This is a genomic window from Flavobacterium sp. (genome assembly GCF_031381455.1).
Classification (GTDB): domain Bacteria; phylum Bacteroidota; class Bacteroidia; order Flavobacteriales; family Flavobacteriaceae; genus Flavobacterium.
Genome location: NZ_JANMXZ010000038.1, coordinates 35,973 through 50,168 on the forward strand (window position 1 = coordinate 35,973; position 14,196 = coordinate 50,168).

13 protein-coding genes are annotated in these 14,196 nt (G+C 35.4%); 6 read left to right on the forward strand and 7 right to left on the reverse strand.

Annotated features, from left to right (window positions below):
- Positions 1-6: 6 nt before the first annotated feature.
- The gene (locus RMN97_RS08880; protein WP_309614161.1) at positions 7-2,841 is read right to left on the reverse strand and encodes a TonB-dependent receptor; all 2,835 of its coding nucleotides are present in this window, start codon (positions 2,839-2,841) and stop codon (positions 7-9) included.
- A gap of 139 nt (positions 2,842-2,980) precedes the next feature.
- Here RMN97_RS08880 and RMN97_RS08885 point away from each other — a divergent pair, with 139 nt between their 5' ends.
- The 3 genes from RMN97_RS08885 to RMN97_RS08895 all read left to right on the forward strand — a co-directional run bounded on the left by RMN97_RS08885 (position 2,981) and on the right by RMN97_RS08895 (position 6,415).
- The gene (locus tag RMN97_RS08885) at positions 2,981-4,090 is read left to right on the forward strand and encodes an endonuclease/exonuclease/phosphatase family protein (protein WP_309614162.1); all 1,110 of its coding nucleotides are present in this window, start codon (positions 2,981-2,983) and stop codon (positions 4,088-4,090) included.
- Between the two features lie 63 nt (positions 4,091-4,153).
- A complete protein-coding gene (locus RMN97_RS08890) occupies positions 4,154-4,690 on the forward strand; it encodes a 3-hydroxyanthranilate 3,4-dioxygenase (RefSeq protein WP_309614163.1) in 537 nt (178 codons plus the stop codon).
- A 156-nt stretch (positions 4,691-4,846) separates the two neighbouring features.
- Entirely contained in the window at positions 4,847-6,415 is a 1,569-nt protein-coding gene (locus RMN97_RS08895) for an aldehyde dehydrogenase family protein (protein WP_309614164.1), read from the forward strand.
- Between the two features lie 69 nt (positions 6,416-6,484).
- Here the strand turns inward: RMN97_RS08895 and RMN97_RS08900 are convergent, their stop codons facing one another.
- On the reverse strand, positions 6,485-7,306 hold the full coding sequence (locus tag RMN97_RS08900) for a hypothetical protein (protein WP_309614165.1): 822 nt from the start codon (positions 7,304-7,306) through the stop codon (positions 6,485-6,487).
- A 164-nt stretch (positions 7,307-7,470) separates the two neighbouring features.
- On the opposite strand from RMN97_RS08900, the gene RMN97_RS08905 reads away from it, so the two are divergent.
- Positions 7,471-7,848 (forward strand): carboxypeptidase-like regulatory domain-containing protein, encoded by a 378-nt coding sequence (locus RMN97_RS08905; RefSeq protein WP_309614166.1) that lies wholly within the window; start codon positions 7,471-7,473, stop codon positions 7,846-7,848.
- A gap of 56 nt (positions 7,849-7,904) precedes the next feature.
- On the opposite strand, the gene RMN97_RS08910 is transcribed toward RMN97_RS08905, so the two are convergent.
- From RMN97_RS08910 to RMN97_RS08930, 5 genes are all read right to left on the reverse strand, one after another.
- Entirely contained in the window at positions 7,905-8,486 is a 582-nt protein-coding gene (locus tag RMN97_RS08910; RefSeq protein WP_309614167.1) for a PhnA domain-containing protein, read from the reverse strand.
- A gap of 3 nt (positions 8,487-8,489) precedes the next feature.
- Complete coding sequence (locus RMN97_RS08915; protein ID WP_309614168.1) at positions 8,490-8,987, reverse strand: DUF6646 family protein; 498 nt, start codon at positions 8,985-8,987, stop codon at positions 8,490-8,492.
- A 116-nt stretch (positions 8,988-9,103) separates the two neighbouring features.
- The gene (locus tag RMN97_RS08920; protein ID WP_309614169.1) at positions 9,104-9,832 is read right to left on the reverse strand and encodes a metallophosphoesterase family protein; all 729 of its coding nucleotides are present in this window, start codon (positions 9,830-9,832) and stop codon (positions 9,104-9,106) included.
- Complete coding sequence (locus RMN97_RS08925) at positions 9,825-10,976, reverse strand: DUF5929 domain-containing protein (protein ID WP_309614170.1); 1,152 nt, start codon at positions 10,974-10,976, stop codon at positions 9,825-9,827. The genes RMN97_RS08920 and RMN97_RS08925 overlap by 8 nt, the downstream gene beginning before the upstream one ends.
- Positions 10,977-11,049: 73 nt before the next feature.
- Positions 11,050-11,916: an aldo/keto reductase gene (locus tag RMN97_RS08930; protein WP_309614171.1), complete on the reverse strand. Its 867-nt coding sequence runs from the start codon at positions 11,914-11,916 to the stop codon at positions 11,050-11,052.
- Between the two features lie 242 nt (positions 11,917-12,158).
- Between RMN97_RS08930 and RMN97_RS08935 the strand changes: the two genes are divergently transcribed.
- Both RMN97_RS08935 and RMN97_RS08940 read left to right on the forward strand, forming a co-directional pair.
- Complete coding sequence (locus RMN97_RS08935) at positions 12,159-13,163, forward strand: MoxR family ATPase (RefSeq protein ID WP_309614172.1); 1,005 nt, start codon at positions 12,159-12,161, stop codon at positions 13,161-13,163.
- Positions 13,164-13,250: 87 nt separating this feature from the next.
- Positions 13,251-14,117, forward strand: coding sequence for a DUF58 domain-containing protein (locus tag RMN97_RS08940; protein WP_309614173.1), 867 nt, complete (start codon positions 13,251-13,253; stop codon positions 14,115-14,117).
- The last annotated feature ends 79 nt before the right edge of the window (positions 14,118-14,196 follow it).

A 14,196-nucleotide genomic window follows, 5' to 3' on the forward strand; every position in this document is an offset into this window, starting at 1 on the left:
TATTTTTTAAAAATTAACATAAAGGTTTAAGAAATATGTTCTACCATATCCGTAGAAATATTTAGGAGCAAATGCTGGTGTTCCACTTGAAACGTCCTGATTTACCTCTCTAAAGTTACCATTTCTTGTTTGTTCAAAACCACCAGTTTTGTAATCAACATCAAGAACATTATTGATTGTTGCGAATAATCCAAATGTAGTGCTTTTTATCTTCCAAGATTTTCCTCCGGTTAAATTAACAAGATAAAAATCGTCAAATCTCTCTTGTTTTAATAACTGTGCTCCTCTTTCTTGTGTAGCTTCCGGAAAAGATAATCCCTCTGGATCCTGCGGATTTCTGAAGAAATTATCCGTTCTCAATAATGATGATATATCTAAATAATTATCAGCAAGATAGTTTGCGTTAGCACCAATCCACCAGAATTTTGGATCTCTATATTCGATTCCGAATGAAGCAGCCGTTTGTGGTCCGCCAGCAAGTCTGTAGCCTTTCAAATAAGCTGGCCCATACTCAGTTACTGGATTTGTATTAGTGGCCGAAGCTAAATCATCATTGTTTAAAGAAACATTTGGATTGTTGTTGTATGTGTACTCTCCATAAGCCCCACTAAGTGATAATTTAATTGTAGACGTTATTTGGTATTCCATTCCTAATTCCAAACCGATATTTTGCTTTTCGATACCTTTTACAGTTTCCGCTACGAATGCATCTCCACCGTCTCCACCATCGTCTGCAAAAATTCCTTCACCAAAATAAAATGAAGTTTCTGTTGCGTTTTTAATATTTGAATAGAAAGCCGTAATCCTAGATTTGAATTTTGGAGCTTTGATGATGTAACTTACATCTCCACTTGTTATATTTTCTGATTTCAAATCCCCAACTACATTATCATTAATACGTGCATTAGGAAAAAGGTTTCTTAATGATGGTGCTTTTGTCATGTAAGCAGCATTAACTGCTAAGAATTGTTTACCAGTAATTTTATAAGTCAAACCACCTTTAAAACCAAAGTTCTCATAGATGTATTTATTACTTTTTCCAAATGAGTTTGTTGAGTATATCCCATTTCTGTATAATCCCTCTCTTTGGTATTGTGTTCTTGTGAAAGACTCTGCCAAATAGAAATCAATTTTTTTATATGTGAATTTAAATTGCGTAAAGGCATCAACAGTATTAGCTAACAGATTGTAATTGTATGAAAATTTGCCATCTCCAGAATTAACCTGTAATTCAGTGATTTGTCTTTGCGGATTATTTAAATCTGCTTCCGCTCTGTCTCCAGCTTGGAAATTATCAACGTCTCTAAAATAATCAGCTCCAAGTAAATCTAAAATATTTGCAAAATTGTGTGATTTCAATTTTCTGAAAGTCACTCCTGCATTCATATTGATATTATCTGCCAATTGTGAATTAAATATCGTGTTTGCTGTCCAAACTTTATCATCTGTTCTATCTTCATACAAAATATATGCAGCACTCAAACCTGCTTCATTAGTAGCTCTATTAGCTTCATACATTGCATTCCAGTCAATTTGCTTGTGTGCAAGAAAATTTGAAGCTGCCGCTTGACCCGCTGCTACATTTGCAGGATCATCTCCTAAGAAATTAGTGTAATCATCAGGATCATATGCTGAAGTGTAAAAACTTGGAAGGTTTCTGTAATACGTTGGATCTGGATTATCAGCACCATTAAAGTCTAAACGGCTATTGCCAATTTTACCAAACTGATACGTAACACTAGTATTCAAGTTAGTCTTATCGGTCACTTTCCAATAATGAGTCAACATTAAGATTGGTTCGTCAACCACTTTATCTCTTGAATTACGTTTTTTACCATCTTGCCAACCCCAGTAGGAATTATATTTTTCACCACCTAAGTTTCTAACCTCATCCGTATTTGGCGAACTTTTCCCTCGGCTATTTTCAGAGTAAATTGATGTAAAGCCTAAGGAATGATGCTTGTTGAATCTTTTTTCAACACTTGCAAATAAGGCTTTTGCATCATAGTCTGTACCTTCAAAATAACCTTCTTTTGCCCAACGTCCTGAAGCCGAAACTACAAATGCCCAACCATTTGTCCCCATACCTGACGCATGTGTTGCCATGGTTCTCCAACTATAGTTAGTGTTTGTTCCAGAAAACGAAAGTCTGGATCCTTTTCTATATATAGATGCTCTTGTGTTAATCTCTTGTGTTCCAAGAATTCCTCCAAATGTATAATCTGACGGAGCTAATCCTGTTGTGAATTCCTGATTTCTTGTAGCATCATTTAATCCACCCCAATTTGACCATTGTGGTCTTCCGTCGTAAATTTTATTCATGGTAACACCATTTATCATGGTTGTTCCGTACTCATTGTCAAGACCTCTTATTCTAAAACGGGCTTGTCCCCAGTTAAAAGCTGCAGCTTGTTGAAAAACATCTCTTGAAGCTTGTAATAATCCTGCAGTGCTTTCAGAACCACTATTATCATCACCTAAATCATTTTCGGTAATGGTAATCAAACTTAATTGTTGCTCAGAAGTAATGTCTTCTTCAAGGACTACAACGCCTAAATCTAATATTTTGCCCTCTTCAACTTCAACTGCCAACAACTGATCTTTTAATCCGGCACTTTTAATTTGAATTAATTGGCTTCCTTTGGGAACGTCTTTAAAAGTAAAAATACCCATCGCATCTGTAAGAACTGTTAAGCTCGTATTTTGAATAGAAGCTACAACGTTTTGTAATGGTTTTTGCGTTTTAGAATCTACAACTTTTCCAGTTATCCCAGTTGTAGTTTGTGCAAAACTAAAAAGCACTTGCATTACCAATAATGTACTAAAAACAAGTTTTTTCATAAATAAAATTAAGTTAATTTCTCTCTAACTGTAAGCTTAATAAAAACTTAACAGCCGACAAATGTACATCTTTTAATAATATTATCTACTTTTGGCTCGAAGTTTGTAAAAAACTTGATATTAAATTAATATATATATTATGAGAATTAGAAAATTTATAGCCGTTTTCTTTGTTTTATTCGCAATTTTAGGAGCAAATGCACAAGCTAAAAAATATATAGTGCATACCGTTGCATTTTATAATTTTGAGAATTTGTTTGATACAATTAATGAAGCAAATAACGATGAGGAATGGTTACCAAATGGAGCTCAGAACTGGACTTCAGAAAAATACAAGCAAAAACTACACAATTTGGCAAAAGTCTTGTCCGAAATTGGAACAACAGAGAATCCAAACAATTCTCCTGTACTAATTGGTGGTGCGGAAATCGAAAACAGAATCGTTTTGGAAGACTTGGTAAAAGAGCCTGCACTTATAGGTAAAGATTACGGAATTGTTCATTTTGATTCTCCAGATAAAAGAGGAATTGATGTGGCATTACTATATCAAAAGAAACATTTCAGACCTACAAGTTTCAAGAACATCCCATTATTGATTTATAAAAATCAACTGAACGCAAAAGCTAAAGAAAAGAATGCTTCCGATGATGCTTCCGATGACAAATCAGAAATAGACAAAAATTTAGACCGCGTATACACAAGGGATATTTTATTGGTAACCGGTTTTCTTGATGGTGAAGAAGTGAACGTCATGGTAAATCATTGGCCTTCGCGCTCTGGTGGTGAGAAAAAAAGTTCCCCTTTCCGTGAAGCTGCAGGTAGATTAGGGAGAAAAGTAATGGACTCGATTTACAAAGTTAACCCCAATTCAAAAATCATAATAATGGGTGATTTGAATGACGGAACTTACAATAAAAGTGTGAAAGAAGGCATCGGAGCCAAACGCAAAAAAGAAGACGTAAAACAATTCGGTGTATACAATCCTTTTGAAGAAATGTTCTACAAAGGAAATGCAACGCTTTTCTATCGTGATGCGGGAGATATTTTTGATCAAATCATGGTTTCTGAAACCTTGATTCAAAAAGATACTTCTTCTTTCCGTTACTGGAAAGCCGGAATCTACAACAAACCTTATATGATAACAACCGTCGGACAGTATAAAGGATATCCGCTAAGGCACGGTGCAACCGAAATAGGATACAGTGATCACTTTCCAGCTTTTATTTACCTTATTAAGGAAGTGAAGTAATATTTTAAAGTCCCGAAACGTTCGGGACTTTTTTATTTTATAACTTTACTAAAAATTACTATCATGGCAATACCAAAACCATTTAACCTCAACAAATGGATAGACGAAAATCGTCATTTACTAAAACCGCCTGTTGGGAATAAGAACATTTATGTTGATTCCGAAGATTATATCGTGATGATTGTGGCTGGTCCAAATGCCCGAAAAGATTATCATTACAACGAAACCGAAGAATTATTCTATCAACTTGAAGGCGAAATCACTGTCTATGTTCAGGATAATGGCGAAAAGAAAGCTATGAAACTTTCGGCTGGCGATATGTATTTGCACCCGGCAAAAACGCCACACTCTCCCAACAGAAGCGAAGGTTCAATAGGTTTAGTAATCGAACTAAAACGTGCTGGAACTAATGCAAAAGATGGCCTGCTTTGGTTTTGCGACAACTGCAACAACAAACTCTACGAAGTCTATTTTCCACTGACCGATATCGAAAAAGATTTTCTGCACCATTTCGAACATTTCTATAATTCAAAAGAACTGCGAACGTGCAATAAATGTGGAACCGTAATGGAAATCGACCCAAGATTTACGGCCAAATAATCAGGAGCAATTCCAGCTGTCCACTATATCTTTTTATTGTTTTGTCACCCTGAGCCTGTCGAAGGGCATTCTACAAAACAATAAAAAGGATGCCGTTCCCATCTGGGCTAAATCGAAATAAAGATTTACTTTTGTCAAAAATAAAACACATTTAAAATGTCAACAATAACAAATTCAACAATTGCGCAACAATTCGGCATGACCGAAGCGCTTGAAACTCTTGGAGTAAAAGCTATAAACGAAGGAACTTCTACAGGAAATAATTGGTTTTCAAACGGAGAAGCTTTCGAATCTTATTCACCGGTAGATGGACAATTAATCGGAAAAGTAAAAGCATCAACCGCCGCCGATTATGAAAAAGTTATGCAATCAGCAACAGAGGCTTTCAAAACATTCAAACTAATGCCAGCACCACAACGTGGTGAGATCGTGCGTCAGTTTGGAGAAAAATTACGTGAAAACAAAGAAGCTTTAGGAAAATTGGTTTCTTACGAAATGGGGAAATCTTTACAGGAAGGTTACGGAGAAGTTCAGGAAATGATTGACATCTGCGATTTTGCTGTTGGTCTTTCTCGTCAATTACACGGATTAACAATGCACTCAGAACGTCCTGGACACAGAATGTACGAGCAATACCATCCAATGGGAGTTGTCGGAATCATTTCAGCATTCAACTTTCCAGTTGCCGTTTGGGCTTGGAACACAGCTTTAGCATGGATTTGTGGAGATGTTTGCGTTTGGAAACCTTCTGAAAAAACGCCATTATGCGGAATCGCCTGTCAAAATATCATTGCCGAAGTATTAAAAGAAAACAATCTGCCGGAAGGAATATCCTGCTTAATAAACGGTGATTATAAAGTTGGTGAGCTAATGACACATGATAAAAGAATTCCTTTGGTTTCTGCAACAGGTTCAACAAGAATGGGTAAAATTGTCGCGCAAGCTTGCGCGGCTCGTTTAGGAAAATCGCTATTGGAACTTGGCGGAAACAACGCAATCATTGTAACTCCGGATGCTGATATCAAAATGACGGTTATCGGAGCTGTATTTGGAGCTGTTGGAACAGCAGGGCAACGTTGTACTTCTACGCGTAGATTAATCATTCACGAAAGTGTTTATGACAAAGTAAGAAATGCCATCGTTGGTGCTTATGGCCAATTACGAATCGGAAATCCATTAGACCAAAACAATCACGTTGGTCCACTTATCGATACCCATGCAGTTGAAATGTACAACAAAGCATTATCAAAAGTTGTTGAAGAAGGTGGAAAAATCCTAGTGGAAGGTGGCGTGCTGAATGGTGCAGGTTACGAAAGCGGCTGCTACGTAAAACCAGCGATTGCTGAAGCTAAAAATTCATTTGAAATCGTGCAGCACGAAACCTTTGCGCCGGTTTTATATTTACTGAAATATTCTGGAGATGTAACCAATGCAATTGAGGTTCAAAACGGAGTTGCCCAAGGTTTATCTTCAGCCATCATGACAAACAATCTTCGTGAAGCAGAAGCATTTTTATCAGTTGCAGGTTCAGATTGTGGAATTGCCAATGTAAACATCGGAACTTCCGGAGCTGAAATTGGTGGTGCTTTTGGTGGTGAAAAAGAAACCGGTGGCGGACGCGAATCAGGTTCTGATGCCTGGAAAGTGTATATGAGAAGACAGACCAATACTATTAATTACACTACTAGTTTGCCATTGGCTCAGGGAATAAAATTTGATTTGTAGTGCATTATAAATTATTTTAAACAAAAACGTCCAACACATCTTGGACGTTTTTTTCTTTAATAGTTTTATCTATTCATTAATATCTTTGAAAAATTTAGGTCCAATTTCCTGCTGATTAAATCCGGTCATTACCCGTCCGTATAGCAATTCATTATTTTTCGCACAGATAAAAAGTACAAACTTTAAATTTCTATAATTAATCACTTTTAAGAATACGGCATCCTCATTTTGATCTTCGATAGCTTTTTCTATATTTTCACGGGTTGTGAAAATAAATTTATAATTGTATACTTTTTTTAAACCCGCTTCATGGTCAATTTCATCTTTAAGACCATTACGAGTTACATAAAGTGTTTTGCTTTGTATTCTTTTTTTGTTTTTTTCATTTACTTCATCCAGATAATCTTTTATATCAAGATCCTTTTTTGTATTCAAATCAAAAACAAAATTAATTTGACTTTGCATTTGCTGTATTGAACAAAGTATTTCTAAAGGAGTCATTTCATCTATTTGTACCAACGACATAACTCCTTTAGGCGTGCCTTTTTTATATTCTTTAAACATCGCAAGTTTTGGCACTCCGTATTCCATATTTAGTGCTCCTGTTGTACCTCCCGTTCTCGAAAAACTATACTCAACCTGATCAACAAAAAAAGAACTTTCTCCTTTTAATTTTTCAACTTGATTGGAAGTAATCATTTCAAATTTATTGACTGTCCAATATTTTATCAAAATGTCATTAACAATCTTATTGTATTTTTTATCATTAGACTTTACAAAATAAGTTGTTCCTTCTTTAAAAGCTTTGTATTCTCTAATATCCGTATTTACTTCCTGGCTATAGCAACATGAAGATAGTAGCAATAGAATAAGGCATAGTTTTTTTATCATAATTTTTTATTTATTATTAGTTTGGATTTTGGTTGGTCGTATACCAAATTCATACAAGTATATACAAATTTGATTTAAAATCAAAACCGACTCAAATTAGTCGGTTTTTTACGCAACTTTATGAGCGTTTTCATATCTACTTCAAAAATCAAAATTCAGAAGCTATGAAGAGATTATTCCTCTTTACATTATTAGTTGCATTATTGATGATATCATCCTGTAAAAATGACAATGACGATCAGATTGTCTGCACACAACAGTATGTATATGGTTTGAATATTGTTGTTCTTGATGCCACAACCGGAAATCCTTTAGTAGAAGGTGTTACTGTTGAAGCAACTGACGGAAGTTATAATGAAACCTTACAACTAATTCCAGGATTAGAGTATTCGTTTGCTGGAGCCGGAGAAAGAGTCGGAATTTATACTGTGACTGTCACCAAAGATGGCTACCAAACTTATACCTCAAGTCCTATTATTGTAACTCGTAATGTTTGTCATGTGATTCCGCAATCACTAACAGTCAATTTACAGTCGAATTAATCACAAAAAAAAGCGTCCCGAATTAGGACGCTTTTTAATTTATAACAATTTGTGTTTTACTTTGTTTTCTTCACATATTGCGTTAGAATAACAATATGTTGTCCTTCAACTCTGCCTTCAATTTGATCGGCGTTGTCCCAAACCAATTTGATATTGTGAACTGCTGCACCACGTTTTGCGGTAAAGTTGGCGCCTTTTACATCTAAATCTTTGATTAAAACAACAGAATCGCCTTCTTTTAGGATGTTTCCATTACCATCTTTGTGTACAATTTTGCCATCTTCATCTTCGCCTTCGCCAGTAGCGCCAGCCCAAACTAAAGTTTCATCATCAAGATACATCATATCCAACAAATCCTGAGGCCAGCCTTCTGCACGCAATCTGTTAAGCATACGCCAAGCCACAACTTGAACAGGTTTATTTTCATTCCACATACTATCACTAAGACATCTCCAATGATTTGGGTCTGTTGGCGTAATGTTTTCTATTTGGTTTTTGCAGGTTGTACATACTAATACAGAGTTGTCTAAAGATATAGCTTCCTCTTTTGTTAAATGAATTCTTAAATCTTCGGTTGAACCACACAATTCACATTTGGATCCGCTTCTGTCGTTTAATCTTTGGTCGATAACACTCATTCCTTATAAATTAAATGAGGCTCCTATTTGAAACACAAATTGATTATTATATTCTTCAAACCCTTGAACATTTGAATCGTATTTTGCCAATGGAATTCCGGCTTCTGTATAAACGCCAAAGCCTTCAGTAAAGAAATATCTAAAACCTAAATGCGCTCCGAAATTTCTTGTCCCTAAATTTAATCCCGGATAGATATCCATTGCTTTATCCAATTTAAATACGCTTCCTAGATTAGCATTAAAACGAACTTTAAAATCAGCTCTATCTTCAAAATCTGGTTTTACATCGCCAATTTTATCCACCGAGAGCAAATAAGACGCTACAAAACCATAAGACATATTTTCACCGATACCAAAATCAACAGAAGTATTAATTCCTGTTCCATGATCTTGGACATTCAGTCCAACTTGCGCTTTGATGTCTCCTTTTCCTTTGTAAGCTTGTGCGTTTGCTATACTTACCATAGCGATTGCTGCTATTGTGATTATTTTTTTACTCATGTTTTAAATATTTTTTGTTTGGTATTCGTGAATCTTCGATTTCATTTTAAAATCTATTTATTTTAACTTCGTTCAGTTCGGTCATTCTGACCTCGAGTGTTGCAAAAGTAGTTAAATTAATTCCTTCCTTTCTCATTAAAATACAACGCATTCAAAGGTTCACTTTGCCAAAATTCTTTAGTATCAACATTTAAAATGGTTAATGACCCTTTGAAAGCTGCTCCGGTATCAATATTCCACACGCAGGCTTTTTGGATTGGAACTGTTTCGTTTATTTTGGTTACAGGTGTGTGACCAATATAAATTTCGTCATACAATGTTAGTCGTTTTGGATAATGAAGACTGTACTTAGGAAGCGATTGATCTAATGACAAAGCGGTTTCCCAAAGCGTTCTGTCCCAATAAAATAATTTTGGAAAATATTCATAATGAATGCCGTTCATATTCGTAAAACCCGCATGAATGAATAATCTATTTTGTTCATCTAAATAATAATCTTGAAGCGATTTTAGAAAATCAACATGGATTTGTTTTTTTGCTGCTGAAATATTAGTATATGCTAAAACTGTGGCTTCTCCACCATGTTTGTACCATTCAAGATTGTCTTTGCTCTCAGATAGCCATTGCAAAAGCAGTTCATCATGATTGCCTCGAATGAAAATGCATTTGTTTTTTTTATTCAATTCTATCAAATAATCTATTACTTGTGGTGACTCGCTCCAGCCATCAACATAATCTCCAAGAAAAATCAAGGTATCATCTTTACTGACTTTTGCCCGTTCCATAATTTGATGCAATGCTCTTAATCCGCCGTGGATATCACCTATTACTAATTTTCTATGCATTGTTGGTATTGTATTTCATTTTTCTTAATATTCGCATGGCTTCTTTAAAACTTAAATATACTGTTGGGTTTTTTTTGTTTTTTAGAAAAAGTTTGACATCGATCAGCTTTTGCTTTGCATCATCAAAACCATTGAGATAACAAATCATCAAAGTCGAAGATAAATTTTCCAAATCTTTTTCTTCTCGTTCACTAAGTGGCAAGCCTTTTTCTAGCTTATTGATTACTGCAATAGTGGCATTGTAAATATGATGCAGCATTTTTTTGTTATACGCCGGTGGCTCAAAAAGCAATTTGGTTTCCATTTTATAATATCCATTGTCAAAAAAATGAATCGTCAATTGTTCCAAAGGATAGTAACTGGTTTTGTCATTTAATCCAAGTGCCACATGCTCAATAATTGTAAAACTTTGCTCATCATAACTAATAGAAACAACATCAAGCGCTGAGTAGAAAAGCTTCACTTGCTCGTTTATCAGTTCAATATCTACACGCGAAAGATACGTTGTGTCCCTGATTTTTTTCGGAACTCCAGCCCAACAAATCACAAACAATTCTTTAAATACATTATACTTTGACGTCATGTCTTTATGACGATTATTCATAAAATCAATCACACCGTCCAATGTGTACGCAATGCTGTTTCGCGAACTGTTTTCGATGCTGATAACCGTTTCAATATTCTGTTTAGAATACGGGATTTTTTCTTCCGTAGGCATTGTGTTGCTTCCTACTCTTACAAAAGTAGTATTGGCCAAAATCGTATGAATATTTTTCTTAAAAAACGATGCCTTATGTTTTGGTTTAATAGTTACCAAACCCACAACTCTGTCTTTTGGCAGATTCGGAAATGGAACATTTTCATATTGAATTTTCGGTGGATTTTCCAAATAAGCATTTACCAGATTCTGAATTCGACTGTCATCAAAAAAGTCATCACCTAGGATTTCGTTGTCCTGGTCTTCAACACCAACAACAATATAAGAGTTGTTAGAAGGATTAGAATTCGACAAAGCACAAATATGTTTTAAAAACTTGCCTTTTCCTTCTTTAGTATGTAAATTTAATTGGCGTTTCTTATCATAAAAACTACACTCATCATTGTGAGCCAGTAGGTTTTTTATGAGAAGACGCTTGTTTATCATTCTTTAAAGTGTTCAGTGTTCAGTGAATAGTGTTCAGTTTCTGCCAACTAAATACTGACCACTGACCACTATTTTACGGAACCTTATTCCCCATGCTTTCTGTCCAAATCGCAAACCAATCCAGTTGGTCTAAATCCATTTCAACGGCTTTCATCAAGGCCTGAATTCGGGCAATGTTTACTGTTCCCGCAACTGGAATCACATTCGCCGGATGCTTTAAAATCCAAGCTAACAAAATGGTATCCGAACCTAAATGATATTTGTCAACCAATTGCGCTAACAATTTTTTTAATCTTCGTGTTTGTTCAATATCTTCTCTAAAAACGGTTCCAAGCGGATTCCAAGACATCGGACGAATATTGTGTAACTGCATATAATCAAGACTTCCGTCTAACATCGCCTCATGATGCGTTGCCGAAAACTGTATCTGATTATAATTGATTTCCGTTTTTTGTCGAATCAATTCGGTTTGAGAAGCCGTAAAATTGGAAACGCCAAAATCAATAATTTTACCTTCTTTTTTTAATTTGGAAACTGCTTCAGCGATTTCATCAGCAACCATCAACGGACTTGGACGATGCAATAACAACACATCCAAATAGTCAGTTTGTAGATTTTTTAATGAATTTTCAACCGACCAAATGATATAATCTTTTGAATAATCATAATGTTTAATAGCGTTATTTCTGGCTCTCTCAAGTTGTATTCCGCATTTTGAAATCAATTGAAGTTTTTTTCGGTCTATTTTACTTTGGGTGAAAGCCTTTCCAAAATCCGATTCGGTAGTATAACCTCCATAAATATCAGCATGGTCAAAACTGGTGATTTGATTTTCGAAACAAATATGAATCAGATGCTCCATTTCTGAAACCGAAAGGTTTTTATCCCAAACTCCCCAATTCATGGTTCCGGCAACGATGGGCGATAATTTTGTTTTCATTTTTAATTTTTTTGCTGTGTTGAAGTCTGTTTTTGTTTTTCGGAAATTTTATTATTTTGCAACCGAAAATTCCCCAAAACAGATTAGGTCTTAAAATTATAAAAAGAAAATCATAAATCATCCTTAAAATCGGGATGTTTTGTAAAGTTTTAACGCATTGTTAACATCTGATAAGAGATTAAATTTTCACTTTTGAAATGTTAAAATTATAACCGTCACACATTAGAATAAATAGAGTAACTATGGAAGAAAATGGTACTGCTTTAGACATTAGAGCAATTAATGAAAAAATTGAAAGAGAAAGTGCTTTTATCGACTTGCTGACTATGGAAATGAATAAAGTCATCGTTGGTCAGAAACACATGGTAGAACGATTGTTAATTGGACTTTTAGGTCAAGGACATATTCTGCTGGAAGGCGTTCCTGGTTTGGCAAAAACCTTAGCCATAAATACTTTGTCACAGGCAGTTCACGGAAGTTTTAGCCGTATTCAGTTCACACCCGATTTATTGCCAGCTGATGTTGTTGGAACAATGATTTACAATATTAAAGCCAACGAATTTTCTATAAAAAAAGGACCGATTTTCGCCAATTTCGTTTTGGCTGATGAGATTAATCGTGCTCCGGCAAAAGTACAATCGGCTTTGCTAGAAGCGATGCAGGAAAAACAAGTGACTATCGGTGATACAACATTCAAATTAGACCGACCATTTTTAGTTTTGGCAACACAAAATCCAATTGAACAAGAAGGAACGTATCCATTACCAGAAGCGCAAGTCGATCGTTTTATGCTAAAAACCGTTATCGATTATCCAAAAATGGATGAAGAAAGATTGGTTATCCGTCAGAATTTAAAAGGTTCATACGAAAAAGTAAATCCAGTTGTTTCTGTTGAGCAAATCCTAAAAGCACAAGAAGCGGTTCGGGAAGTTTACATGGATGAAAAAATTGAAAAATATATTTTAGATATCGTTTTTGCTACTCGTAATCCTGAAAAATACAAACTTGAAAGTTTAAAACCACTTATCGGATTTGGCGCTTCACCGCGTGGAAGCATTAATTTAGCTGTTGCTGCCAAATGTTATGCCTTTATCAAACGTCGTGGTTATGTAATTCCAGAAGATGTTCGAGCCGTAGTTCACGATGTATTACGTCACAGAATTGGCGTTACTTATGAAGCAGAAGCGGAAAACATCACTTCTGTTGACATCATCAACAAAATCGTAAACGAAATAGAAGTACCTTAAAATTTAGTTTACAGTGTTCAGTCACAGTTTTCAGTTTAAAACTGATTAATTACTGCGACTGCTACCTGCGACTGAAAACTATTGAAGATGGAAACAAAAGACTTACTGAAAAAAGTTCGTAAAATCGAAATCAAAACCCGAAGACTGAGTGATCATATCTTCTCGGGCGAATACCATACCTCGTTTAAAGGTCGTGGGATGACGTTTTCGGAAGTGCGGCAGTACCAGTTTGGGGACGATATTCGTGCCATCGATTGGAACGTGACCGCTCGTTACAACGAACCCTATGTAAAAGTTTTTGAAGAAGAACGCGAACTGACCATGATGTTGATGGTTGATATTTCGGGTTCTGAAAGTTTCGGAACCAAAAACCAACTCAAGAGTGAAATCGTTACTGAAATTGCTGCAACGATGGCTTTTTCAGCAACGCAGAATAATGATAAAATTGGTTTGATTTTATTTACCGACCAAATCGAATTGTACATTCCTCCAAAAAAGGGAAAATCACATGTGTTAAGAATCATCCGTGAACTTATCGAGTTTCAGCCAAAAAGCAAAAAAACTGATTTATCCCAAGCATTGAAATTTTTATCTAGCACTCAAAAAAAGAAAGCGATTGTCTTTGTCATTTCTGATTTTATGGTAGATGACGATTACGAGAAAACCTTGAAGATTGCGGGAAAAAAACACGATATTACCGGTGTTCGTGTATACGATATCAGAGAAGAAAAAATGCCAAACATCGGAATGGTACAAATGGAAGATGCCGAAACAGGAGAAGTTTTGGTAGTGAATACAGGTTCTAAAAAAGCGCGTTTGAGTTATGAAAAACAATATCAGGACAAAGTGAGTTACTTCAAAGATATCTTTTCAAAATGCGGTTCCGGAACTGTGAATACAAGAGTTGATGAAAGTTATGTGACAAAATTATTGGGTTATTTTAAATCGAGATGAAAAATTTAACCGCTAAGAACGCAGAGAAGGCGCAATGTTAGCAAAGCTTTCGAATTGAACTTTGCGGTCTTTGCGAATC

Coding starts and splice junctions, on each gene's coding strand:
- RMN97_RS08890 (WP_309614163.1), top strand. CDS start 4,154: ATGGCAATACCAAAACCATTTAACCTCAACAAATGGATAGACGAAAAT.
- RMN97_RS08935 (WP_309614172.1), top strand. CDS start 12,159: ATGGAAGAAAATGGTACTGCTTTAGACATTAGAGCAATTAATGAAAAA.
- RMN97_RS08910 (WP_309614167.1), bottom strand. CDS start 8,486: ATGAGTGTTATCGACCAAAGATTAAACGACAGAAGCGGATCCAAATGT.
- RMN97_RS08885 (WP_309614162.1), top strand. CDS start 2,981: ATGAGAATTAGAAAATTTATAGCCGTTTTCTTTGTTTTATTCGCAATT.
- RMN97_RS08880 (WP_309614161.1), bottom strand. CDS start 2,841: ATGAAAAAACTTGTTTTTAGTACATTATTGGTAATGCAAGTGCTTTTT.
- RMN97_RS08895 (WP_309614164.1), top strand. CDS start 4,847: ATGTCAACAATAACAAATTCAACAATTGCGCAACAATTCGGCATGACC.
- RMN97_RS08940 (WP_309614173.1), top strand. CDS start 13,251: ATGGAAACAAAAGACTTACTGAAAAAAGTTCGTAAAATCGAAATCAAA.
- RMN97_RS08915 (WP_309614168.1), bottom strand. CDS start 8,987: ATGAGTAAAAAAATAATCACAATAGCAGCAATCGCTATGGTAAGTATA.
- RMN97_RS08905 (WP_309614166.1), top strand. CDS start 7,471: ATGAAGAGATTATTCCTCTTTACATTATTAGTTGCATTATTGATGATA.
- RMN97_RS08920 (WP_309614169.1), bottom strand. CDS start 9,832: ATGCATAGAAAATTAGTAATAGGTGATATCCACGGCGGATTAAGAGCA.
- RMN97_RS08930 (WP_309614171.1), bottom strand. CDS start 11,916: ATGAAAACAAAATTATCGCCCATCGTTGCCGGAACCATGAATTGGGGA.
- RMN97_RS08925 (WP_309614170.1), bottom strand. CDS start 10,976: ATGATAAACAAGCGTCTTCTCATAAAAAACCTACTGGCTCACAATGAT.
- RMN97_RS08900 (WP_309614165.1), bottom strand. CDS start 7,306: ATGATAAAAAAACTATGCCTTATTCTATTGCTACTATCTTCATGTTGC.